19 protein-coding genes and 1 tRNA gene are annotated in these 21,878 nt (G+C 65.2%); 7 read left to right on the forward strand and 13 right to left on the reverse strand.

Annotated features, from left to right (window positions below; translation table 11 throughout):
- The first annotated feature begins 184 nt into the window (after positions 1-184).
- Genes H7692_RS00455 through H7692_RS00465 form a run of 3 tightly spaced genes read left to right on the forward strand, consistent with a single transcriptional unit; the run spans position 185 to position 3,784 of the window.
- A complete protein-coding gene (locus H7692_RS00455) occupies positions 185-1,399 on the forward strand; it encodes a hypothetical protein (protein ID WP_222136294.1) in 1,215 nt (404 codons plus the stop codon).
- A gap of 58 nt (positions 1,400-1,457) precedes the next feature.
- The gene (locus tag H7692_RS00460; RefSeq protein WP_222136293.1) at positions 1,458-2,414 is read left to right on the forward strand and encodes a hypothetical protein; all 957 of its coding nucleotides are present in this window, start codon (positions 1,458-1,460) and stop codon (positions 2,412-2,414) included.
- Positions 2,411-3,784, forward strand: a complete 1,374-nt coding sequence (locus tag H7692_RS00465; protein ID WP_201924873.1) for a sensor histidine kinase — start codon at positions 2,411-2,413, stop codon at positions 3,782-3,784. Before H7692_RS00460 ends, H7692_RS00465 begins: the two co-directional genes overlap by 4 nt.
- Positions 3,785-3,838: 54 nt before the next feature.
- On the opposite strand, the gene H7692_RS00470 is transcribed toward H7692_RS00465, so the two are convergent.
- Positions 3,839-5,125 (reverse strand): citrate synthase, encoded by a 1,287-nt coding sequence (locus H7692_RS00470; RefSeq protein WP_201924881.1) that lies wholly within the window; start codon positions 5,123-5,125, stop codon positions 3,839-3,841.
- 36 nt (positions 5,126-5,161) lie between these two features.
- Positions 5,162-6,616, reverse strand: coding sequence for a glutamate--tRNA ligase (gene gltX / locus H7692_RS00475; protein WP_222136292.1), 1,455 nt, complete (start codon positions 6,614-6,616; stop codon positions 5,162-5,164).
- Positions 6,617-6,686: 70 nt separating this feature from the next.
- Between gltX and H7692_RS00480 the strand changes: the two genes are divergently transcribed.
- Complete coding sequence (locus H7692_RS00480; protein ID WP_222136291.1) at positions 6,687-8,849, forward strand: ComEC/Rec2 family competence protein; 2,163 nt, start codon at positions 6,687-6,689, stop codon at positions 8,847-8,849.
- On the opposite strand, the gene lexA is transcribed toward H7692_RS00480, so the two are convergent.
- The 6 genes from lexA to H7692_RS00510 form a co-directional block, all read right to left on the reverse strand.
- Positions 8,803-9,480, reverse strand: coding sequence for a transcriptional repressor LexA (gene lexA / locus H7692_RS00485; protein WP_222136290.1), 678 nt, complete (start codon positions 9,478-9,480; stop codon positions 8,803-8,805). The genes H7692_RS00480 and lexA overlap by 47 nt on opposite strands.
- 65 nt (positions 9,481-9,545) lie before the next feature.
- Complete coding sequence (locus H7692_RS00490; RefSeq protein WP_222136289.1) at positions 9,546-10,736, reverse strand: molybdopterin molybdotransferase MoeA; 1,191 nt, start codon at positions 10,734-10,736, stop codon at positions 9,546-9,548.
- Positions 10,733-11,206 carry a cyclic pyranopterin monophosphate synthase MoaC gene (gene moaC / locus H7692_RS00495; protein WP_201924890.1) on the reverse strand — a complete coding sequence of 158 codons (474 nt, stop codon included), beginning with the start codon at positions 11,204-11,206 and terminating at the stop codon, positions 10,733-10,735. Before moaC ends, H7692_RS00490 begins: the two co-directional genes overlap by 4 nt.
- 162 nt (positions 11,207-11,368) lie before the next feature.
- A complete protein-coding gene (locus H7692_RS00500; protein ID WP_222136288.1) occupies positions 11,369-11,836 on the reverse strand; it encodes an RcnB family protein in 468 nt (155 codons plus the stop codon).
- A 241-nt stretch (positions 11,837-12,077) separates the two neighbouring features.
- The gene (locus H7692_RS00505) at positions 12,078-13,265 is read right to left on the reverse strand and encodes an acetyl-CoA C-acyltransferase (RefSeq protein WP_222136287.1); all 1,188 of its coding nucleotides are present in this window, start codon (positions 13,263-13,265) and stop codon (positions 12,078-12,080) included.
- Positions 13,266-13,385: 120 nt separating this feature from the next.
- Positions 13,386-14,273 (reverse strand): hypothetical protein, encoded by an 888-nt coding sequence (locus H7692_RS00510; RefSeq protein WP_222136286.1) that lies wholly within the window; start codon positions 14,271-14,273, stop codon positions 13,386-13,388.
- A gap of 240 nt (positions 14,274-14,513) precedes the next feature.
- Here H7692_RS00510 and H7692_RS00515 point away from each other — a divergent pair, with 240 nt between their 5' ends.
- From H7692_RS00515 to H7692_RS00525, 3 genes are all read left to right on the forward strand, one after another.
- Positions 14,514-15,968: a coniferyl aldehyde dehydrogenase gene (locus H7692_RS00515; protein ID WP_227339594.1), complete on the forward strand. Its 1,455-nt coding sequence runs from the start codon at positions 14,514-14,516 to the stop codon at positions 15,966-15,968.
- Between the two features lie 58 nt (positions 15,969-16,026).
- Positions 16,027-16,111: transfer RNA gene (locus H7692_RS00520), tRNA-Leu, on the forward strand.
- A gap of 334 nt (positions 16,112-16,445) precedes the next feature.
- A complete protein-coding gene (locus H7692_RS00525; protein ID WP_227339596.1) occupies positions 16,446-17,066 on the forward strand; it encodes a PilZ domain-containing protein in 621 nt (206 codons plus the stop codon).
- 51 nt (positions 17,067-17,117) lie between these two features.
- On the opposite strand, the gene H7692_RS00530 is transcribed toward H7692_RS00525, so the two are convergent.
- The 5 genes from H7692_RS00530 to H7692_RS00550 all read right to left on the reverse strand — a co-directional run bounded on the left by H7692_RS00530 (position 17,118) and on the right by H7692_RS00550 (position 21,773).
- Positions 17,118-18,095: a GGDEF domain-containing protein gene (locus tag H7692_RS00530; RefSeq protein ID WP_201924897.1), complete on the reverse strand. Its 978-nt coding sequence runs from the start codon at positions 18,093-18,095 to the stop codon at positions 17,118-17,120.
- Between the two features lie 77 nt (positions 18,096-18,172).
- On the reverse strand, positions 18,173-19,024 hold the full coding sequence (gene aguB / locus H7692_RS00535) for an N-carbamoylputrescine amidase (protein WP_227339598.1): 852 nt from the start codon (positions 19,022-19,024) through the stop codon (positions 18,173-18,175).
- Positions 19,025-19,034: 10 nt separating this feature from the next.
- Entirely contained in the window at positions 19,035-19,391 is a 357-nt protein-coding gene (locus H7692_RS00540) for a DUF3147 family protein (protein ID WP_222136282.1), read from the reverse strand.
- Positions 19,385-20,368 carry an agmatine deiminase family protein gene (locus tag H7692_RS00545; RefSeq protein ID WP_222136281.1) on the reverse strand — a complete coding sequence of 328 codons (984 nt, stop codon included), beginning with the start codon at positions 20,366-20,368 and terminating at the stop codon, positions 19,385-19,387. The genes H7692_RS00540 and H7692_RS00545 overlap by 7 nt, the downstream gene beginning before the upstream one ends.
- A 91-nt stretch (positions 20,369-20,459) precedes the next feature.
- Complete coding sequence (locus tag H7692_RS00550) at positions 20,460-21,773, reverse strand: DUF418 domain-containing protein (RefSeq protein WP_201924906.1); 1,314 nt, start codon at positions 21,771-21,773, stop codon at positions 20,460-20,462.
- Positions 21,774-21,878: the final 105 nt, after the last annotated feature.

A 21,878-nucleotide genomic window follows, 5' to 3' on the forward strand; every position in this document is an offset into this window, starting at 1 on the left:
TGGGCGCTGCGAAGGCCAGCGATTCGGACGGTTTTCGACGAATTTTTTCGCCCGGATACGCCGTTGAAGCGCGCGCTTTGGCATCGCGGGCGGCAACATTCCGGCGCAACATCGCGGCTTGCCAATTGTGCCTTCGGCCCTAAAGCTTTTGGGCGATGATTTTTTGCCATTTCCGGGGGGACAAGTGGCCCTGATCGCGCTGGTCGGAGCGACTGAGACGCTGCCCGACGGCGGACTCCGCGCGCTGGTAACGGTGGCGGGCGAAACGCTGATCGAACGACAGGCGGCGCGCCTCGCCGACGTCGGCGTGACGCAGATCGCCGTCGCGGTCGGTGCGGTGCCGTCCGAGTTGCTCGCGACCTGCGATCGCATCCGGCGTCGCGGGTTGACCGTCACGCCGGTACGGAGTGCGGCCGACCTGCTCGCCATGGTGCGCGCCGACGACCGGCTCCTGCTCGTTGCGGACGGATTGCGTGCGGGTCCGACGCATTATGCGGCCATTGCGCGTCCCGGTTCGCCCGCAATTCTCGTCACCGGCGACACGGTGCTCACGCAGGGGTTCGAGCGTATCGACGCGGCGCGGCGCTGGGGCGGGCTCGCAAACATATCGCAGCCGATGGTCGCCGAACTCGCGGCAATGCCGGGCGAGTGGGATATGATGCTGACCTTGCTGCGCGTCGCGGTGCAGGCGGGATCGCGGCGGCTCTATTGCGAGCCGGCGTTGTTCGAGCAGGGTGAGATCGCGATTGTCGCCGACCGCCCGACAGCGGCGGCGATCGAGCAGTCGAGCCTCCAGCAGGTCGAATATGGCGGCATGGGGTTCGGCCGGTCGGCGTTCCTGATGCCGCTGGTGCGCTTGGCGGGGCCGCTGGTCGTCCGCTCGCCGCTGACCGCACGCTATCTTCCGGTCGTCACGGGGCTGCTGTGGATTGCGGCGGCCGCGCTGGCGGGCAGCGGCCTGGCGGCGGCGGGGGCCCTTGTCGCCGTGACCGGTGGGCTGGGGCTCGCCGCCATGCGCTTCCTGTCCGCCTTTCGCGCCGAAAGCGCCGCGCACGACCGCGCCCGCGCCACAATTCGTGCGTTCGGTTTGATACTGCTCGCCTTTTTCCCGTGGCTGGTGTCGCTCGGCGGACCCGCGCCCGCCGCGCCAAGCTATTCCGAAGCGGCGCTCGCACCCTGCCTCGCCGCCGCCATCCTGCTGGCGCGCGCCCTTTATGAGGATGTGGGCGAAAAGCGGCGGTTTCATTGGCTTTTGCCCGATGCCGAGCAGGCATGGATCATGCTCGCACCCGCGCTGCTGTTCGGAATCGCGACGTTGATGTTCGCAATCCTGCCGCTATTGGCGCTGCTCCAGATCCTCGTCTGGCTCCGCTTCGCTCGTCGCCCGCAAGTGCAGTAAAACAGCGGCGTTCAAGGTTTAGCGCGTATTAACGCTAAGCTGATATTGGCCATCGTGCATGATTGAACCCTTTCCCTCGTCCGGCATCGATCTGCCGTCGCCGACGCTGTCGGCGCGCCTGCGCGAGCTGGGCGACTATCTGGCGGCGCCGTCGGTGGGAAGGCTGACCGAGGAACAGCGCGCGCTGGCGCTGGGCATTGCTCGGCGTCTGATCGCCGACATAGCCGCGCAGCTCGACGTCGGGATCGATGCCGCGGCGCTGTGGAGCGACTGGCTGCGCGGCGGCATTCCGTCGGCACAGCGCATCGCCGTCGCCTGTTTTGCGCGCGCCGAAGAGCATCGCTGGCGCGGGCAGATCGCCCAGTTGGGTGGGGAAACGCCGACAGCCGACGATGCTGGCGCCGAGATCGCAGAGGACGCGGCCGAGGCCATATCGAGCGACGTCGACCGCACCGCGCTCGCGCTGCGGATTGCCGATCGCCGTCGCTTCGACGGGCAGGGCAACCCCTGTATCGCGCTTGTCGACCTTGACGCCGATGTCCGTCGCGCCTTGCTCCTCGACGTGGCGGCGTGGCAACTCGCCCGGTCCAGTGCAGACGTGGACGGTGCTGCGCTGTTGGGCGAGGCCGTGCGGTCCGCCATCGAGGCCGCGCCGAACGATCATGGCATCGATCATGCGGCTGCGGCTTATCGTGCCGCGCTCGGCCCAGACATCGGCAGAGCGTCCGCGATCGCGATCGCACGCCATGACTGGCCGTCGCTGATTGCGCTGGCTGCGGTCGAAACGCAGCGAAGCTATGGCGCGATGGCGATCGCGCTGCTGACGGCCGAGATTGCGTCGCTGCCAGCGTTGCTCGCGCCGCTGGGACTCGACCGACGCACGATTGCGCCTCTCGAAGTATCGCTGGCCATGCTTCCTGCGCGCGCGGTGTCGGGCGCCAATGCCGGAGACGAACCGGCCGCGCGGCTCGCCGCATTCTCTTCCTTCGACGGTCTGCCGGGGGACGGCGCATGACGACGGAGCGGATCGTCCGCGCCCGGATCGACCAGTCGGGCACGCTTGTGAGTGCGGACACGCCGCTGCTCCGCCTTCAGCAGCGCGCGGGCGGCGGCCTCGACCGGCCGCTCGCGCTGCCACAGCTGGCGCGGCTCGTCGCACTGGCGCAGCGGCTCGGGCGCGAAGTCACCCGCCCGCTTTATGCAGCCGACGATCATAGCGACATCCATGCGATCGTTCGCATCCTTCCCGATGACGACGGCGCAAACCTGGAAATCAGCGATTGGCGGACGCGGCCCATCGTCGATCCGCAGCGCTCGCTGGCGGCCGGCGCCATTTCCGACCCGCGCGGATGGACCTGGGAATGCGACCAGCAACTGCGTCTCGTAGCCTTGCGTTCGGGATCGGACGCGCCCCCGGTTCCCGCGGGGTGGGAGGGTCGATCGCTGTCCGAAGTGTTCGAATTGCAACCCGACGACGACGGGAATTTTCCCGTTCTGCGCGCTTTGGCACGGCAAGCGCATTTTGAGGGGCAGCGGGTCCGCATCGCGACGCCCGACGCGCGCGTCGGCATGGCGCTGTCGGGCGATCCGGTTTTCGACGGCACGCGACGCTTCACGGGCTTTCGCGGTAGCGTTGCGCCCTTCGAGGCGAGTGACGAGGCCGTGGTGGCGCCTGCAACCGACCCGGCGTTCGGATCGCTCCCGCTGTCCGACCCGCAATTCGGGCGGCGTATCGACGGCGCGCTGCGCGGTCCGCTGAGCCGTATCATCGCGACAGCCGAGACAATTTCGGGACAGTTCGACGGTCCTATTCGTGCCGATTATGCGCGCTACGCCGGCGATATTGCCCATGCCGGGCGTCACCTGCTGGGGCTGGTCGACGATCTTGCCGACCTTCAGAACATCGAGCGTCCGGGGTTCAAGGCGGCGCGCGACGAAATCGACCTTGGCGACCTTGCGCGTCGCGCGGTCGGGTTGCTGGCGATGAAGGCAGAGGAAAAGAACATCCGCATCGATGCGCCGCGCAAGGACGATCTGATGCCGGCAACGGGCGAGTTTCGACGGGTGCTGCAGATTCTGCTCAATCTGATCGGCAATGCGATCCGCTATTCGCCCGACCATTCGCAGATATGGATTCGCCTCGATCGTGAAGGCGACCGGGCGACAGTGACCGTTGCTGACCAAGGGCAGGGGATGTCGGCGGAAGACCAAACCGTCGTGTTCAACAAGTTCGAGCGATTGGGGCGCACCGACGGCGGCGGATCGGGGCTTGGTCTTTACATCGCGCGCCGCCTCGCGCTCGCGATGGACGGCGACCTTGCGGTCGACAGCGCCCCCGGGCAGGGCGCGCGCTTCACGCTGAGCCTTCCCGCGCGCGACGGATAAAAAGGGCGGCGCCGTTGCCGGCACCGCCCTCGCAAATCGTTGGTTTGTCGTGGCTTAGCGCTTGTCCACCGGAACATAAGGTCGCTGCGTCGGGCCGGTGTAGAGCTGGCGCGGGCGACCGATCTTCTGCGCGGGGTCCGAGATCATCTCGTTCCACTGCGCGACCCAGCCGACAGTGCGTGCGAGCGCGAAGAGTGCGGTGAACATCGTCGTCGGGAAACCGATCGCCGACAGGATGACGCCCGAATAGAAATCGACGTTCGGAAAGAGCTTCTTTTCGGCGAAGTAATCGTCGCTGAGCGCCATTTCTTCGAGTTGCAGCGCAACCTCGAAGACCGGATCGTTGACCTTGAGTGCCGCGAACACCTCGCGCACCGTCTTCTGCATCACGGTCGCGCGCGGGTCGTAATTCTTGTAGACGCGGTGGCCGAAGCCCATCAGGCGGAACGGATCGTCCTTGTCCTTCGCGCGTGCGATATATTCGGGGATGCGCTCCGGACGGCCGATTTCGCGCAGCATGTTGAGCGCCGCCTCGTTGGCGCCGCCATGCGCGGGCCCCCACAGGCAGGCGATGCCCGCCGCGATGCACGCAAAGGGATTGGCGCCCGACGAGCCCGCGAGGCGGACGGTCGAGGTCGAGGCATTCTGCTCATGATCGGCGTGCAGGATGAAGATGCGGTCGAGCGCGCGTTCGACGGCGGGGTGAATTTCGTAATCTTCGGCCGGAACGGCAAATGTCATGTTCAGGAAATTGCCGGTGTAGCTCAGATCGTTGCGCGGATAGATGAAGGGCTGACCCACCGAATATTTGTATGCCATCGCCGCGATCGTCGGCATCTTGGCGATCAAGCGGTGGCTCGCGATCATGCGCTGATGCGGGTCCTGGATGTCGGTCGAGTCGTGGTAGAAGGCCGACAATGCGCCGACGACGCCGCACATGATTGCCATCGGGTGGGCGTCGCGGCGGAAACCGCGATAGAAGGTCGCGAGCTGTTCGTGCAGCATCGTGTGACGGGTGATCGTATTGTCGAAATGCGCCAGCGCGTCGGCCGAGGGGAGTTCCCCGTTGAGGAGGAGGTAGGCGACCTCCATGAAGCTTGAATGCTCGGCAAGTTCGCCAATCGGATAGCCGCGGTGGAGCAGCACGCCTTCGTCGCCGTCGATATAGGTCAGCTTCGATTCGCAGCTGGCGGTCGACGTAAAGCCCGGATCATAGGTGAAAGCGCCGGTCTGGCCGTAGAATTTGCGGATGTCGACGACGTCGGGGCCGACGCTGCCCTTGAGAACCGGGCTATCGACGCTGGTGTCCCCCAGGGTGATCGTGGCGGTCTGGTCGGTCATTCTTGTCCCCTGTTATGACGGCGAGAGAGAGATTGGCTACGCCCCTGCCGGATAATGTTGCGCTGCGTCAAGTCGCGCGAGACTGGTATCGCGCCCGAGCAGGAGCAGCACGTCGAAAATTCCCGGGGAAACCGTTCGGCCAGTCAGCGCAGCGCGCAAGGGTTGCGCCAGCTTGCCGAGCCCCAGTTCGGCAGCTTCGGCTTCGGCGCGCACCGCCGCTTCCAGCTCTTCTGTTGTCCAATCGTCAATTTCGCGCAGACGCTTCGCCGTGGCGGAGAGCAGTCCTTGCGGCGCTGCCTTTAGCACCTCGACCGCCTTCTCGTCCATCGTCAACGGGTCGGGAAGGAACAGGAAGACGGCGCCTTCGGCGATCTCGTCGAGCGTCCTGGCGCGCGGTTTGAGAGCATCCATCGCCCGCGCCAGCAAATCGCGGTCGGCGCCGTCGAGCGGGCGGTCCACGCGTTTTGCGACTCGCGGCGCGACAAGATCGGCAAGGCGGTCATTATCGGCTTCGCGCAGATAGTGGCCGTTGAGATTTTCCAGCTTTTTGAAGTCGAAGCGCGACGGCGACCGCCCGACATGGTCGAGATCGAACCATTCGACCGCCTGTTCGCGGCTGATGATTTCGGCATCGCCATGCCCCCAGCCGAGGCGGAGGAGATAATTGTTCACCGCTTCGGGCAGATAGCCCATGTCGTCGCGATAGGCGTCGACGCCGAGCGCCCCGTGCCGTTTCGACAGTTTCGCGCCATCGGCGCCGTGAATCAGCGGCACATGCGCATAGACGGGCTCGCGCCACTCCATCGCGCGGATCAGCGCGAGCTGGCGAAACGCGTTGTTGAGGTGATCGTCGCCGCGGATGACGTGGGTGACGCCCATGTCGTTATCGTCGACGACGACGCTGAGCATATAGGTCGGGGTGCCGTCGCTCCGCAGCAGGATGAAATCGTCGAGCTCGGCGTTCTGGACGGTGACGTCGCCCTGGACGCGGTCCGTTATCGTCACCGCGCCGTCCTGCGGCGCGCGGAGGCGAAGGACGTGCGGCGCGGCGGGATCGCCGTCGTCGCGGTCGCGCCACGGGCTGCGCACGCGGAAAGGCATGCGCTTTTCCTGCGCCTCGGCGCGCATGGCGGCGAGTTCGTCCTGGGTCAGGTAGCAGCGATAGGCCGCCCCTTTGGCGAGCAGTTCGTGCGCGACTGCCGCGTGGCGATCGGCGCGCGCGAACTGGAACACCGTTTCGCCGTCCCAGTCGAGATCGAGCCAGCGCATCCCGTCGAGAATCGCCTCGATCGCCGGCTCGGTCGAGCGCGCGCGGTCGGTGTCCTCGATCCGCAGCAGGAACTTACCGCCGTGATGGCGCGCGAACAGCCAGTTGAACAGCGCGGTGCGTGCGCCGCCGATGTGCAGAAAACCGGTAGGCGAGGGCGCAAAGCGCGTCACGACGTCGGCGCCGGTCGCTTCTGCCAGATCGGTTGGATTTTCGGTTGCCACGCTGGTTTCTTTCACTCAGTTTGCCGCGCGCGCCGATGGGGCGGAACGGGGATCGGGGGCTGCCCCTAGCATGGCGACAAGGCAGCTTCAAATCTCCTTTGGCCCGCTTCGATTTCCCGCTTTTTTTCGTCTGTTCGATGCGATCGAGGCGCGGCTGGAAGCCGAACGCGAGCGCGTTGCGCTATGGCTTCCGGTCGCACTCGGCGGCGGCATCGCGGCCTGGTTTGCGCTGCCGGGCGAAATGCACTGGACCGGCGCACTCTTGATCCTCTGTGCGGTGGCGCTGAGCGGCTATGCAATTGGATGGCATCGGCGTGCGGGGCGGGCGATGACGATCGCGGCGGCGACTGCTGCGATGGGGCTGCTGCTGATCTGGACGCGCGCCTGGTGGATCGCGGCGCCGGTCCTCGCGCAGCCGGTAGCCACCGAATTTTCGGCGGAGATCGAACGCGTCGAGCCACTGCCGGCGCGCGGACAGATGCGCCTTGTCGTGCGCCCGCACGCGCGCACCGATTTGCCTCCGCGCGTGCGGCTGACGCTGCGTACCGAGCAGGGCGCCGGCCTGGTTGCGGGCGAGCATATCGGCGTGCGGGCGCGACTGATGCCGCCGCCGGTTGCGGCGCTGCCCGGGGGGTATGATTTTGCCCAGCGTGCGTGGTTCGACCGGATCGGGGCGGTGGGCACCGTGCTCGGTCCCGTGGCGCGCGCGCCGGATGCGGGCGCCCGAGGCGCTCCGCTGCGTGCGCGGCTGAGCGCGCATGTGCAAAGCCGGGTTCCGGGGTCGGCGGGTGGGATTGCGGCGGCGCTGGTGAGCGGCGATCGCGGCGCGATCAGCGACGCTGATGCCGAAGCCATGCGACGCAGCGGGCTTGCCCACCTGCTGTCGATCAGCGGGCTGCACGTCACCGCGGTCGTCGGCTTTACGATGCTGTTGCTGATGCGGCTACTGGCGCTCAGCGAGCGGTTGGCGCTTCGCGGGGTGGTGATGGTCGCGTCGGCGGCGGGCGCGGCGCTGGCGGGGGTGGGGTACACCTGGCTGACGGGCGCCGAAGTGCCGACGATCCGCTCGTGCATCGCCGCGTTGCTCGTCCTCGGGGCGTTTCTGCTGGGGCGGGAGGCGATTACCTTGCGGCTCGTCGCGGCGGGGGCGCTGCTCGTGTTGCTGTGGCGGCCCGAGGCGCTCGCGGGGCCCAGCTTTCAGCTGAGTTTCGCTGCGGTGACGGCGATCATCGCGCTCCACGAGAACCGCCGCGTACAGGCGTTCCTTGCACGTCGCGAAGAACCATGGGTTTTGCGCTTCGGTCGCGGCGTGGTGGGGCTGCTGCTGACGGGGCTGATCGTCGAGGCGACGCTCGCACCGATCGCGCTTTTTCATTTCCACAAGGCGGGTCTGTATGGCGCGCTCGCCAATGTTATCGCAATCCCGCTGACGACCTTTGTCATCATGCCCGCCGAGGCGCTCGCCTTGCTGTTCGACAGTGTCGGGGCGGGAGCGCCCTTCTGGTGGGTCGCCGACCATGCGCTGCGGGGGCTGATCGCGCTGGCTCACGCCGTCGCCGACGCACCGGGCGCAGTCGCTACCTTGCCGGTGTTTCCGTCGTGGGGGTTCGGCGTTACCATCTTCGGCGGGTTATGGGCGCTCCTGTGGCGCACGGGTTGGCGCTGGGCGGGCGTCCCCTTGGCATTGACCGGGATGGCTGTCTTGCTGATGCAGCCGCGGCCCGATCTCCTCGTCACCGGCGACGGGCGGCACATAGCGGCGGCGATGCCGAACGGCGATTATGCGCTGCTGCGCGACCGTGCGGGCGAGTATGTCCGCGACAGCCTGTCGGAGGCGGCGGGCTATGACCTGCCCTTTGCCGCAATCGCCGACAACGACGCAGCGACGTGCAACCGCGACTTCTGCCATTGGGAGCAGGGCGGCGAGGGCGCGGGGCGGCGTACGATCCTCGCCTCGCGCGGGCGCGACCGAATCGAGGGAGCAGAGATGGCGGCGGCGTGCGCGGCCGCCGATGTCGTGATCAGCGAGCGCTGGTTACCGCGCGAGTGCGTCGCGCGCTGGCTGACGATCGACCGCGACAGTCTGGAGACGAGCGGCGGCCTCGCAATCTACCTCGGCGCCGAGCCGCGCGTCGCGACGGCGCTACGCCCCGGCGACCGCCACCCTTGGCGCATCCCGCATCAGCTCAGTGGTAACGACGAAGCAGTCCCGACAGACGGCCCTGCACGATGACGCGCTCGGCGGGATAGCGCTGCGGCTCATAGGCGCTGTTCGCGGGGTCGAGCCGGATCATCGTGCCTTCGCGGCGGAAATATTTGAGCGTCGCGTCCTGCCCGTCGACCAGCGCGACGACGATGTCGCCCTCGCGCGCGGTGCTGGCCTTCTGGATCAGCGCATAGTCGCCGTCGAAAATCCCCGCCTCGACCATCGAATCGCCCGACACCTCGAGCGCATAATGTTCTCCCGCGCCGAGCAGCGCGGCGGGAACGGCGAGATTGTTGTGATCCTCGAACGCCTCGATCGGGACGCCGGCGGCGATCTTGCCGTGCAGCGGCACTTCAATGATGTCGTTCGCGGCAATCGGCTTGAGCGCAGGTGCAGGTTTGCGCAGCGGAACGATATTGTCGCGTGCCGGCGCGGCCTTCGCGCCTTCGGGCAGTTTCAGCACCTCCAGCGCGCGGGCGCGGTTGGGGAGGCGACGAAGAAAACCCCTTTCTTCCAACGCGCTTATCAGCCGGTGGATTCCCGATTTCGACTTGAGGCCCAGCGCTTCCTTCATCTCCTCGAACGACGGCGAAATGCCGCTCGCGTCGAGGCGCTCCTGGATGAAGTGGAGCAGTTCATGCTGCTTCGCGGTCAACATCGGTCGTTCTCCAAATGGCCATTACCGGACATAAGGGGAACGATAGTGGAACAGAGCGGAACTTGTCAAGCGATCGCGATATAGGCGGCGGGGGCGCCCACCTCGGCCGCAGCTGCATCGATCTCGCGAACGAGCAGGGCATCGGCGTTGGCGAGCGGCATCGTCTGTCCGCTGTCCTGACTGTCGAGCGGCACAATCGCACCGCCGACGCGCCGCGCGCGCAGATAGTCGCGCCGCGCGCCACCGGGGCCGAGCGGCGCGCCGAGCGGCGCATATTCAATGCGCGGCAGCGGATCGCGCGCGCCCGCGAGGTGGCGGAGGAGCGGCAGCAGGAATAGCGTCGCGGTCACGAAGGCCGACGATGGGTTGCCGGGCAGGCCGAGGAGTACTGCGTCGCCGACCGTCCCGGCGATCAGCGGCTTGCCGGGGCGCATCGCGATCTTCCAGAAGTCGAGTCGTCCGTCCGCGTCGGCAAGCGCGCCGCGCACATGGTCATGGTCGCCGACCGAGGCGCCCCCGACGGTCACGATGACGTCGTGACGTCGCGCCAAATCCTTGATTAGCTGTGACATTGAGGCGCGATCGTCGCCGATATGGCAAATATCTCCGAGCCGGGCGGGCTGGTGCGCGAGCATCGCGGCGAGCATCGCGCCATTGCTGTCGGGGATCTGCCCCGGTGCTGGCGGTGCGCCCGGTGCGACAAGCTCGTCGCCGGTGGTGAGGATGGCGACGCGTGGCAGCGAGCCGACCGCAACCCGCGCCGCGCCGCCCATAATCGCCGCCGCAATCGCGCCGGGGGTGAGCAGCGACCCTGCTTCTAGGAGGAGGTCGCCCGTGCTGAAGTCTCCCCCGGCTGCGCGGATATGGCGCCCGCGCGCCCCGGGGCCTTCGCCGGTGAGTGTCAGGGTCGAGCCATCGACCGCAACATCCTCCTGCACGACGACGGTGTCGGCGCCCGCTGGCACCATCGCGCCGGTAAAGATGCGGAAGGCCTCGCCCGTGGCGAGAGCGCGCGGCGGCACCGAACCTGCCGCCACCTCGCCGACGATGCGCCACGGACCGGGCAGGTCGTTAAAGCGGATTGCATAGCCGTCCATCGCCGACAAGGGCGCTGCGGGCTGGCTGCGTTTCGCTATCACGTCTTGTGAAAGATAGCGTCCAAATAGCTCGAATATAGATATTTCTTTGTACGGAAGTGGCGCCTGCAGCGCGAAAAGCCGGGCTTGGGCGGTTTCGACGGCGAGCAGCGCGTTCATTCGGCGCGCCAGTCGCCCGAACGGCCGCCGCTCTTTTCGAGAAGACGGATATCGCTGACCACCATCGCGCGGTCGAGCGCCTTCGCCATGTCGTAAAGCGTGAGGAGCGCGACCGAAGCGGCGGTGAGCGCTTCCATCTCGACCCCGGTCGGTCCGCTGGTCGTTGCGGTCGCGCGCACCGAAAGGCCGTCTGCCTCCCAATCGAAATCGATGCTGACGCTGCTGAGCGCAAGCGGGTGGCAGAGCGGAATGAGGTCGGCGGTGCGCTTTGCAGCCATGATCCCTGCGATCCGCGCTGTCGAGAGGACGTCGCCCTTGGGCGCGTTGCCGTTGCGGATCGCTTCGAGCGCCGCGGGCGCCATGGCAATGCGCCCCCCGGCCACCGCGCGACGCTGCGTTACGGGTTTGGCGCCGACATCGACCATATGCGCGGCGCCGCTGTCGTCGAGGTGAGTCGGGCGGTTTGTCATCTGCGCAATCGAAGCAACGCCGGGCGCGAAAGGCAAGCGATCAGCACCGATTTTTTCCGGGTCGGGGGGCGGTTGCAACGACGGCTCTCGATCTCAACACCCCCGTCCGCAGATGCAAAAGGGCCGGGCGGTTTCCCGCCCGGCCCCTTTTTGCCAGCTGATTCAGCGCCAGCGAAAGTGGTTGTGATAGACGCGGACGACCTTGCCGCTGCGGACGTTCACCAGCAGCAGGTCGTTGTAATGCCGGACATAGACCAGGTTGCGTCCGGCCTGCGGAACGCCCCAGCGGCGGTCGTAGCCGATCCGATAGGCGGGGGCATAATAGCTCGGCCGCAGCGTCGCGCCGACGCGGAACTGCTGATAGCGGAAGGGCGCACGATAGTTTTGATAGCGATGGTCGCGGCGCCAGTCGCGCTTGCTGTCGCGCAGGTCGCGGCGCGCGTCGTTATATTCGCGGCGTTCCTCGCGAATGTCGTGGCGGTCGCCGTGGCGCAGCGCCTGATTATATTCGCGCCGCTCCTCGCGGACTTCGCGGCGGTCTTCGCGGATTTCGCGGGACTGGGCCTGCGCGACGGCGGGCACCATCATCGCGGCGATCAGGCCGGCGGCGAGAAAATTGGTCTTCTTCATTTGCCATTCCTTTCATTCCGTCAGGGGGGAGGGGATCTGCCCGATGACAGCGAAAGGATTAGGCGCGGCGATTTGAACGGATTCGGAACGCTGCGTTTATTTTGAAGACATTAGTGTCGCAAATTGTCGCGGCGACGACACATTCATTGGCGCGCGATCGTTCGACGCTGCAACGTCATCCCGGCCTTCGCCGGGATTACAAGACAGGGAAGTCGGTGGTTCGGTCTAGCCCGGTTCCGCCTTATACCAGCTCGACCGCAACCGCCGTCGCTTCGCCGCCGCCGATGCACAGGCTCGCGATGCCGCGCTTTTTGCCGTGGCGTTGGAGCGCGGCGATCAGCGTCGTGATGATGCGCGTGCCGCTCGCGCCGATCGGATGGCCGAGCGCGGTTGCGCCGCCGTGAACGTTGATCTTTTCGTGCGGGATGCCGAGATCGTGCATCGCGAACATCGCGACGCAGGCAAAGGCTTCGTTGACCTCGAACAGGTCGACATCACCGATGCTCCAGCCGGTCTTGGCGAGCAGCTTGTTGATCGCGCCGACGGGGGCGACGGTGAAATCCTTGGGCTCCTGCGCGTGCGCGGCATGCGCGACGAGGCGCGCGACGGGCTTCGCGCCCTTGGCCTCGGCGACCGACTGGCGCGTCAGCACGACTGCGGCGGCACCGTCCGAAATCGACGAGCTGGTCGCGGCCGTGATCGTGCCGTCCTTGGCAAAGGCCGGGCGCAGCGTCGGGATCTTGTCGGGCATCGCCTTGCCCGGTGCCTCGTCGGTGTCGACGATCACGTCGCCCTTGCGACCCGAAATCGTCACCGGCGCAATTTCGGCGGCGAAGGCGCCGTCGGCGATCGCACCCTTGGCGCGGCTCAGCGATTCGATCGTGTAATCGTCCTGCGCCTGACGCGAGAGCTGATAGGCGTCGGCGGTGTCCTGCGCGAAAGTGCCCATCGCGCGGCCTGCGTCATAGGCGTCCTCGAGCCCGTCGAGGAACATATGGTCATAGGCCGTGTCATGACCGATGCGCGCGCCCGAACGGTGCTTCTTGAGCAGATAGGGCGCGTTCGTCATCGATTCCATGCCGCCCGCGACGATCAGGTCGACGCTGCCCGCGGCGAGCGCTTCGGCGCCCATGATGACGGTCTGCATGCCCGATCCGCAGACCTTGTTGACCGTGGTCGCCTGCACCGACTTGGGCAGGCCGGCCTTGATCGCCGCCTGACGCGCAGGCGCCTGGCCGAGCCCGGCGGGCAGGACGCAGCCCATATAGATGCGTTCGACATCGTCTCCCGACACGCCCGCGCGCTCGACCGCCGCCTTGACCGCGGTCGCGCCGAGATCGGTCGCGCTGGCGTCGGAAAGCGAGCCCTGCATCGCGCCCATCGGGGTGCGCGCATAGGACAGAAAAACGACGGGATCGGTGGCGGTCATGACTGGAGACTCCGTGACGTAGAAATGATCGGTCGCCCGATTAGCGGAATTGCTGCACTTGCGAAAGGGGGGGAGTCGATGCTCCGAACTCGTGTTGCCAATGGGAACGACTGCCGTGATTTACCAGATTCTCTTGGCGATCATGCCGCCGAAGATTGAGGCAAATAGCCCGAGCACGCCGAACACAAGCCAAAGCAAGTTGAAGTTCGAATAGGACTCTTGACGGGCCTCCTGCGGGTTAGAGCGCAAATAATAAACCTTTTCCCGCTCACCCACTTCGAACAGGCCGATTCCATAAATAGAGTTCAAGCGATAAACGACGCCATCAACCTGATATTGCAGGACCCCCATTTGAACCTGGCGATCGAGAGATCGATCAGGATTTACATAAGTTGCCATGATGGCAACGCCATCACGCCGAAATCGCTGATCATCCTGAAATCCGGTAATGGCAGCAAACAAGGCACCCGCTCCCCAAATCGCGAGGAAAGCGCGAACAAAAAAGAAGGTGCGGCTCTTCGGTCGGCCGGTATTCGCTCTGATCTCGCGATCACCAGGCGCCATTAGGCTCGAACCGATAGCTTGCTCGAACCCTCTTTCATCGTGCAGCACCACCTCTACAGGCGCGGGGCCGCCGTCGGTGAATTCGATCCGTAGCGCCCTTTGGAATAGCGAGGACACCGGTTTCACAGAGGCCACGGTGCTAACTGGCTCTTTTATGTCCAGCCCGTAAATCTCAGGCAGAAACATGAGGTTGAATGGAAACTGCGGCGTTATGATTAATTTCCCTTTTCGTACCGCTACGAGAAGGCATCGGGTGGAACCGCCAATCTTCGACAATGGGCTCTTGAGCGATCGTCCGGAGCACCCCTTCTCGCCAAAGTCGGCATCGTCAGGCAGCCGCGGAAATATGGGCTCGCCTTTCGAGCGGCGGTACCAGATGGAAATTGCCACAAGACCCAGAATCCACAGAATAGGAGCGAAGAAAATCCATTGGGGCATCGTCATTTATACTTCTATTCCGCCGCCACGCGCATCCGTGGCTCTGGACCGGTTGTGGCAACTTCCCAAGATTGTGCAACCTCGTCTGCAATCGGTCAATTCCCGAACGTCCGCTTCCCAACTTGCCCGATGGTGGCCCTCGGGACAGAGCCGCAAATTCCGGGATAGCGCTACGCGCGGGTTTCAACTTGCAACGCGTCGCGCTCCATGGTGAACTGTGGCAAATCCACACAGGGGAGACGGGTCATGGCCACCGCGATCAAGCAGGATCTAGCCGGCGAAACTGCGCGCATGCACGAGGTCCTTGCCGCGCAAAAGGCGAGCTTTACCGCCGCGATGCCCGAAAGCCTCGCCGTACGGACCGATCGCATCGACCGTGCGATCGCGATGCTCGTCGACCGTGCCGAGGATTTCGCCAAGGCGGTGAGCGAGGATTTCGGACACCGCAGCCGCGAGCAGACGCTGATGACCGACATCATGCCGTCGGTGAGCGCGCTCAAACATGCGAAAAAGCACATGGCGAGCTGGGCGAAGGGGGAGAAGCGCAAACCGACCTTTCCGCTCGGCCTGCTCGGCGCAAAGGCCGAGGTCGTCTATCAACCCAAGGGCGTCGTCGGCGTCGTCGCGCCGTGGAATTTCCCCGTCGGCATGGTGTTCGTGCCGATGGCCGGGATCCTTGCGGCGGGCAACCGTGCGATGATCAAGCCGAGCGAGTTCACCGAAAATGTCTCTGCGCTGATGGCGCGGCTCGTCCCCGATTATTTCGACGAAAGCGAAATGGCGGTGTTCACCGGCGATGCCGAGGTCGGGATCGCATTTTCGAAGCTCGCCTTCGACCATCTGATCTTCACCGGCGCGACGAGCGTCGGGCGCCACATCATGCGCGCAGCCGCCGATAATCTGGTGCCGGTGACGCTCGAGCTTGGCGGCAAGTCGCCGACTTTCATCGGGCGCAGCGCGAACAAGGAACAGGTGGGTCAGCGCGTCGCGCTCGGCAAGATGATGAACGCGGGGCAAATCTGCCTCGCCCCCGACTATCTGCTCGTCCCCGACGATCAGGAAGGCGAGGTGATCGACGGCGTGACGAAGGGCGCGGCGGCGCTTTACCCGACATTGCTCGCGAACGACGATTATACCTCGGTGGTCAACGGGCGGAATTACGACCGCCTGCAATCCTACCTCGCCGACGCGCGCGACAAGGGGGCCGAGGTGATCGAGATCAACCCGGCGAAGGAGGATTTCGCGAGCGCCAACGGCCACAAGATGCCGCTCCACATCGTCCGCAACGTCACTGACGAGATGAAGGTGATGCAGGAGGAAATCTTCGGGCCGATCCTGCCGGTGAAGACCTACAGGACGATCGACGAGGCGATCGACTATGTGAACGAACGCGACCGCCCGCTCGGCCTTTATTATTTCGGGCAGGACAAGAGCGAGGAGGAGCGCGTACTGACGCGCACCATCTCGGGCGGCGTCACGGTCAACGACGTGCTGTTCCACAATGCGATGGAGGATCTGCCCTTTGGCGGCGTCGGCCCGTCGGGGATGGGCAATTATCACGGCGTCGACGGCTTTCGAACGTTCAGCCACGCGCGCGCCGTCTATCGCCAGCCCAAGCTCGACGTCGCGGGGCTCGCAGGTTTCAAGCCGCCCTATGGCAAGGCGACCGCCAAGACGCTGGCGAAAGAGCTGAAGAAATAGCTTGGCAAGCGGCGGCGCTTCGCCTTAGGGAGTGCGCCGCACCGCGACCCGCGTGCATGCCCCTGTGGTGAAATTGGTAGACGCGCTCGACTCAAAATCGAGTTCCGCAAGGAGTGCTGGTTCGAGTCCGGCCAGGGGCACCACTTCCATTCCGACCCTCGCTTGATGTCCTCTGCCGCGTTCAGCATCGCGTTCGCGCGCGCCCCAAACGCCCTTCGCAATAGCCGCTCGCTTGGTCCAACAGGTCAATGCTGCAAATATGGCACCGTTAATTGGCGCTTACGGAGAAATTTGTTCATACTCAGGTTGCATAGTCGACATTGATGGAGGCCATGGACCAGCTTTCTGTTAACTAAAACAAAATGTTGCTTTGAGCATTTACCGAAACCTCGATATGTTGACGTGGCATTTTTGGGCGGAACTGTATAGACCATGAGCTATTCCCACATACCCGGAGCGCAACCAAAAGAGGACAGCGTGAAAAAACCGCTCCCTCCGCTTCGTATGAATGAGCCGATCTCGGGCTCGGATACCGACCGGCGCGGTGCCGATCGTTATCGAACTGTCTGGCGCATCGCCAAGGTTGTGCGCGATGGCGATTCGGGCCTTTGGCGCGTTCGCAACATGTCCGACCGCGGGATGATGCTCGCAGCAGATGTGCCTGTGGCGGTCGGCGAAAAGCTCGAAGTGGCGCTTTCAGACACCGTTGTCGTGAACGGCCGCGTCGTTTGGGCCGACGAGGGGCGCTGCGGCGTCGAGTTCGACGAGGAGGTCGATGTCGCCGACGTGCTCAAGCGCCTTGCGGCGGAGCAGCGCGCGAGCGGCTATCGCCAGCCGCGCCTCCCGGTCCACACCAAGGCGCAGGTCATCACCGAAAATGTGACGAGCGACATCGAGCTGGTCGACCTGTCGCAGAGCGGTGCGGGCTTCGTCCACACCGGACATCTGGAGGTCGGCAAGGAAATCGAGCTGGTGCTTGCCGGCGGCCTTCGCCGCAAGGCAATCGTCCGCTGGTCGCGTGGCACGCGCGGCGGCGTCTGGCTCACGCAGCCGCTCGAACGCGCCGACCTCGAAAGCATCCGGCGCTTTGAAGGCTAGGGATGCGGAGGACGGGGCGGTGCCAGTGGTCCCCGAATAGTGCCTCCAGCCTTACGGCAGCGGGGATGCGCGCCGCTCGTACGTAAAACTGGGCGTTGGCGCGTCGAACAATATGGTAGGACGCGGCGCGGCGCGGGCCCGTGCTTTCGACGTGGTCGATGCCGTCGTATGGGCGTCGCCGATGCGCAGGCCCGCGCCTATCGCCTTGGCGCTGTACATGAGGTCATCGGCCTGTCTGACAAGGTCGTCGAGCGAGGCTCTCCCCGGTGGGATGATGAGCGCTCCGACACTGGAACGAAGATCGCGCTGCGCAGGGGACGGGACCGAGTTCATGACGCGGTGCAAGCGCTCGGCGACTGCGGGCCCGGTCGCCTTGCCCTTCACTGACATGAAAATCACGAATTCGTCACCGCCCATCCGGGCGAAAATGTCGGCCTTGCGGATAGAAGCCCGGATGGAGCGCGCAAAATCCTTGAGGCATTGGTCGCCGACCGCGTGGCCTTCGCCATCGTTGATCGCCTTGAATCCGTCGAGGTCGGCAAACAGCATCACGCGCCAGCTGCCGACGTCGCACATGAGTTCGCCGAATTCGAAAAATGCCTGCCGGTTGAGCGCGCCGGTCATCGAATCGATACGTGCCAGCCACCATTCGCGCATATAGGCGCCGCGCACGGCCGCAATCGCCGACAGGATGATCGACATCGCCACGAAACGCATCACCAGGTCGAGCGAAAAGGCCGAGGTCGCATAGGGGTATAGCGAGGCTCCGTTGATGATGAAGGTCAGGATCATGCAGAATATGCCGACCCCATGTCCGACAGCCCAGCCGAGAAGCCAAGTCGCGACGCACAGCACAAAGAGGTAAACCGGCCCGAACCAGATATCCTTGCCCGAGACGAGGTCGCCGACAGCCGCGAAGGCCGTGAGCAAGGCGACCAGTGCCCACGCCTGCAGCCTGCTGATGCGGAGGGTCGAATAGGCTAGTCGCGAAATGCCCTTGAAGACAGTGATCGAGCGAGGCGCAAACATTGTCAGAGAATGGGGCAACAAGGTTAAAGGCCGATTACCGCGGAGCCGATGAAGGTGGCCTGTTTCGCGCTTCGCCGTCAGATATCTTCGACCAGCCGTCCGTAAAGCAGTGGCCTTCGGTCGCGGAAAAAGCCCATGCCGGCGCGATGTTTCGCCGCCCGGTCGAGGTCAATCGTTTCGACGAGCACGCCGGTTTCGCTTGCGCCGAACGCCTGCGCCAAATCTCCCCATTCATCGCTGATGAAGCTGTGGCCATAGAAATTGGCGTCGCCCTCTGGTCCAATCCGATTGGCGGCGATGACCGGCATGCAGTTCGACACCGAATGCCCCTGCATCGCGCGGCGCCACATGCGGCTCGTGTCGAGGTCGGCGTCATAGGGTTCGGACCCGATCGCGGTCGGATAGAACAGCAGCTCGGCACCCATCAACGCCATCGCGCGCGCGCATTCGGGATACCATTGATCCCAGCAAACGCCGACGCCGATGCGCGTGCCGAAGACGTCCCACACCTTGAAGCCCGTGTTGCCGGGGCGGAAATAATATTTTTCCTCATATCCGGGGCCGTCGGGAATATGGCTCTTGCGATACGTCCCCATGATCGCGCCGTCGGGGCCGATCATCGCGAGCGTGTTATAATAGTGCGGCCCGTCTTTCTCGAAATAGCTCGTCGGGATCGCGATCTTCAGCTTCGCGGCGAGCGCCTGCATCGCGACGACGCTGGGGTGATCGGCGGTCGGACGCGCGTTCGCGAACAGCGCCTCGTCCTCGACCTGGCAGAAATAGGGGCCTTCAAAGAGTTCGGGCGGCAGAACGATCTGCGCGCCCTTGGCCGCCGCTTCCTCGACGAGTGCCGTCACGGCCTCGATATTGGGCGCGACGGGGCCGGGCAGGGGCAACTGGAGCGCGGCGACGGCGATGGTGCGGGTCATGGGGCAGGGCTTACAATCTGATGCCGAATTTGGCGGCGAGAGGAATGGTCAGAAGATAGAGTGCGACGGTCAGCGCGCAACCCGCAGCCAGCGCGACCCAGAAATTGACCCCGCTGCGCAGCAACAGCGGCGTGACGAGGAACATCGGCAGGCTGGGCAGCACATACCAGAAGGTCGCCTGCATATGGTCGGCGAGGCGGATCCGGTCGCCCGTGTCGTGCCAGAGCCAGATGATACCGAGCAATGACACCAGCGGCAGCGAGGCGACGAGCGCGGCAGCCGCGGCATTGCGCCGGCCGATCCACGCGATCGCCGCGATGATCAGCCCCGACAGCAGCGCGCGCGCGATGAAGCTGGCGGTCAGCATGGCAGCTGCTGGCTCGAACAGTGAAAGCTGCCGCCGCCCGCGATGATGCCGCGCGCGGGAACACCCACCGCGCGGCGATCGGGGAAGAGCGCGGCAAGTGCGTCGATGGCCGCGATATCGTTCGGGACGCCATAGGTCGGCACGACGACGACGCTGTTGCCGATGTAGAAGTTCATATAGCTCGCCGCGGCCAGCTCGCCATCGACCTCGACGCGTCCGGGCGAGGGGAGGTCGACGATTGTGATCCCGCCAAAGGCTTCGGCGCGCACGCGTGCCTCGGCATAGATGGCGGAATTGGGGTCGTCATCGCCTGCGAGGACGGGCAGCGCGAGCCGTCCTTCGCCGACGAAGCGCGCGAGATTGTCGACATGACCGTCGGTGTGATCGCCGATCAGGCCGTTGCCCAGCCACAATGTCCGGTCGATGCCGAGGGCTTCGCGCAGCCGTGCCTCGATATCGGCGCGCGAAAGCGCCGGATTGCGATTGGGGTTGAGCAGACACTCCTCCGTCGTCACGCACAGCCCCGTGCCGTCGACGTCGATACCTCCACCCTCGAGCACCCAGTCGCGCACGTCGACCGGAAGCCCGCTCGAAGCCGCGAGCGCCGCGCCGACCTCGCGGTCGCCGGGCATCACGAATTTCTCGCCCCACCAGTTGAAGCGGAAGTCCTGTGCGCGCCGCGCCGCGCCGGAGCCCGCGACGATGGGCCCCGTATCGCGCAGCCAGATGTCACCGAGCGGCTGGACGAGCAATTCGACCCCGGGATCGACGAGCGCGGCGGCAAGGTCGCGCTGCGCCATATCATTGACGACGAGCCGCACCGTCTCGCCGCGGCCGCCGTCGTGGACGGCATTGGCAAAGGCGGCGACGTCGCGCCGCGCCGCGTCGATATGCCCGCTCCATTCGTCGTCGAGGTGCGGAAAGCCGATCCACACGGCTTCGTGCGGCGCCCATTCGGCGGGCATGCGGAGCGACATGGCGATCTTCCCTCGGCGTTTGGCATCGCCGGCAATGTGCCGGCGCTTCGGCGCCGCGCATGCGACAATCCGACGCGGGGAGCAACCCCGGTCAGCGCCTGAAGGGTTGCACCCGCCAATAGGTCAGCGTGCGCCACAGCCACTCGAACGGGCCGAAACGGAAGCGCGCGAGCCACAGCGGACTCCAGATCAGTTCGGCGGCCCAGATTGCCGCGACAATCATGTAAAGCTCGATACGCTCGAACCGGCCGAAAAGCCCGAAGCCGAAGCCATAGAAAAGCGCCACGCAGATGATCGTCTGCGCCAGATAATTGCTGAGCGCCATCTGCCCGGTTGCGGCGAGTACGCGCATCGGCGCGCGCAACAGGCCCGTCCTGACGACCAGCAGTACCAGGCCCAGATGACCCGTGACCATCGCGAGGCGGCTGATCTGATAGGTCATGTTGGCCTTGGCGACCGCAACGGGGCTGAAACCGCCGTCGAACAACAGCCCCGTTTCATAGATGCCGAGCGGGATGCCGATGCCGTAACCGAGCGCGATCATCGCGGCATAGGTCCGCGCTGGCAGCGCCGCGGGCAGCACGCCGAGCTTGAGCAGCGCCATTCCGATCAACATGAAGGGGATCATGTCGGTGAAATACCAATAGGGTGCGTCGGTCCATTGGAATGTGTAGGAAAAATCGAACTGGCTCGTCACGGCATTCCACCACGACCCGCTGTGCGTTGCGCGCACATGGTCGGCCATTTCGTCGTTTGGTATCACGTGACCGAGTTGCTCCTGCCAAGCTTCGATCGCGCGCTCCTGTTCGCCGGTCAGGCTGGCACCGGCCGCCTTTGCGGTTTCGGCTTCGCTTGCCGCCGCCTGCTGCGCCATCGTGCTGTGATAGGTTTGGTACTGGTCGAACGATGCGAAGAGGAGCAGCGGCGCCGCGATCAGCAACAGCCAGCGCGGCGCAAGCTTGCGGAACGAGAATAGCACGAGGCCGCACATCGCATATCCGAACAATATCTCGCCGAACCACAGCATCAGCGTCCAGTGGATGATGCCGAACAGCAGCAGCCACAGCGTGCGCCGGAAATAGATTTCGGCGGTTGCAAGACCTGCTCCCGCGCGTTCCATGCGTTCGGTGAGCAGGACGATGCTCGCGCCGAACAGGATCGAGAAAATGCCGCGCATCGTGCCTTCGAACCCGACGGTCATCGCGACGAAAACGTCGCGGTTGGGACCGGTCGCGCCGCCGTCGGCGAACGGATTGCCATAGGCTTGCGGCAAAAGCGCAAAGCCCACGATGTTCATCAGCAGGATGCCGAGGACGGCGATCCCCCTCAGGATGTCGAGCGAGTCGATACGGTCGGTCTGGGCGACCGGCCGCAGCGGGCCGGTCGATTCAATTTGGTCTGACATTGCGCTTCCCCCTCTCGGCGGCTCGCCTGCTGGCGATGCGCGCCGACCCGCGCCCGGCGGGAAGCTATGTCAGAAAAGGGGCGGGCGCAATGCTCGGCGCAGCGG

This window comes from Sphingopyxis sp. P8, from assembly GCF_020622175.1.
Classification (GTDB): Bacteria; Pseudomonadota; Alphaproteobacteria; order Sphingomonadales; family Sphingomonadaceae; genus Sphingopyxis; species Sphingopyxis jiangsuensis.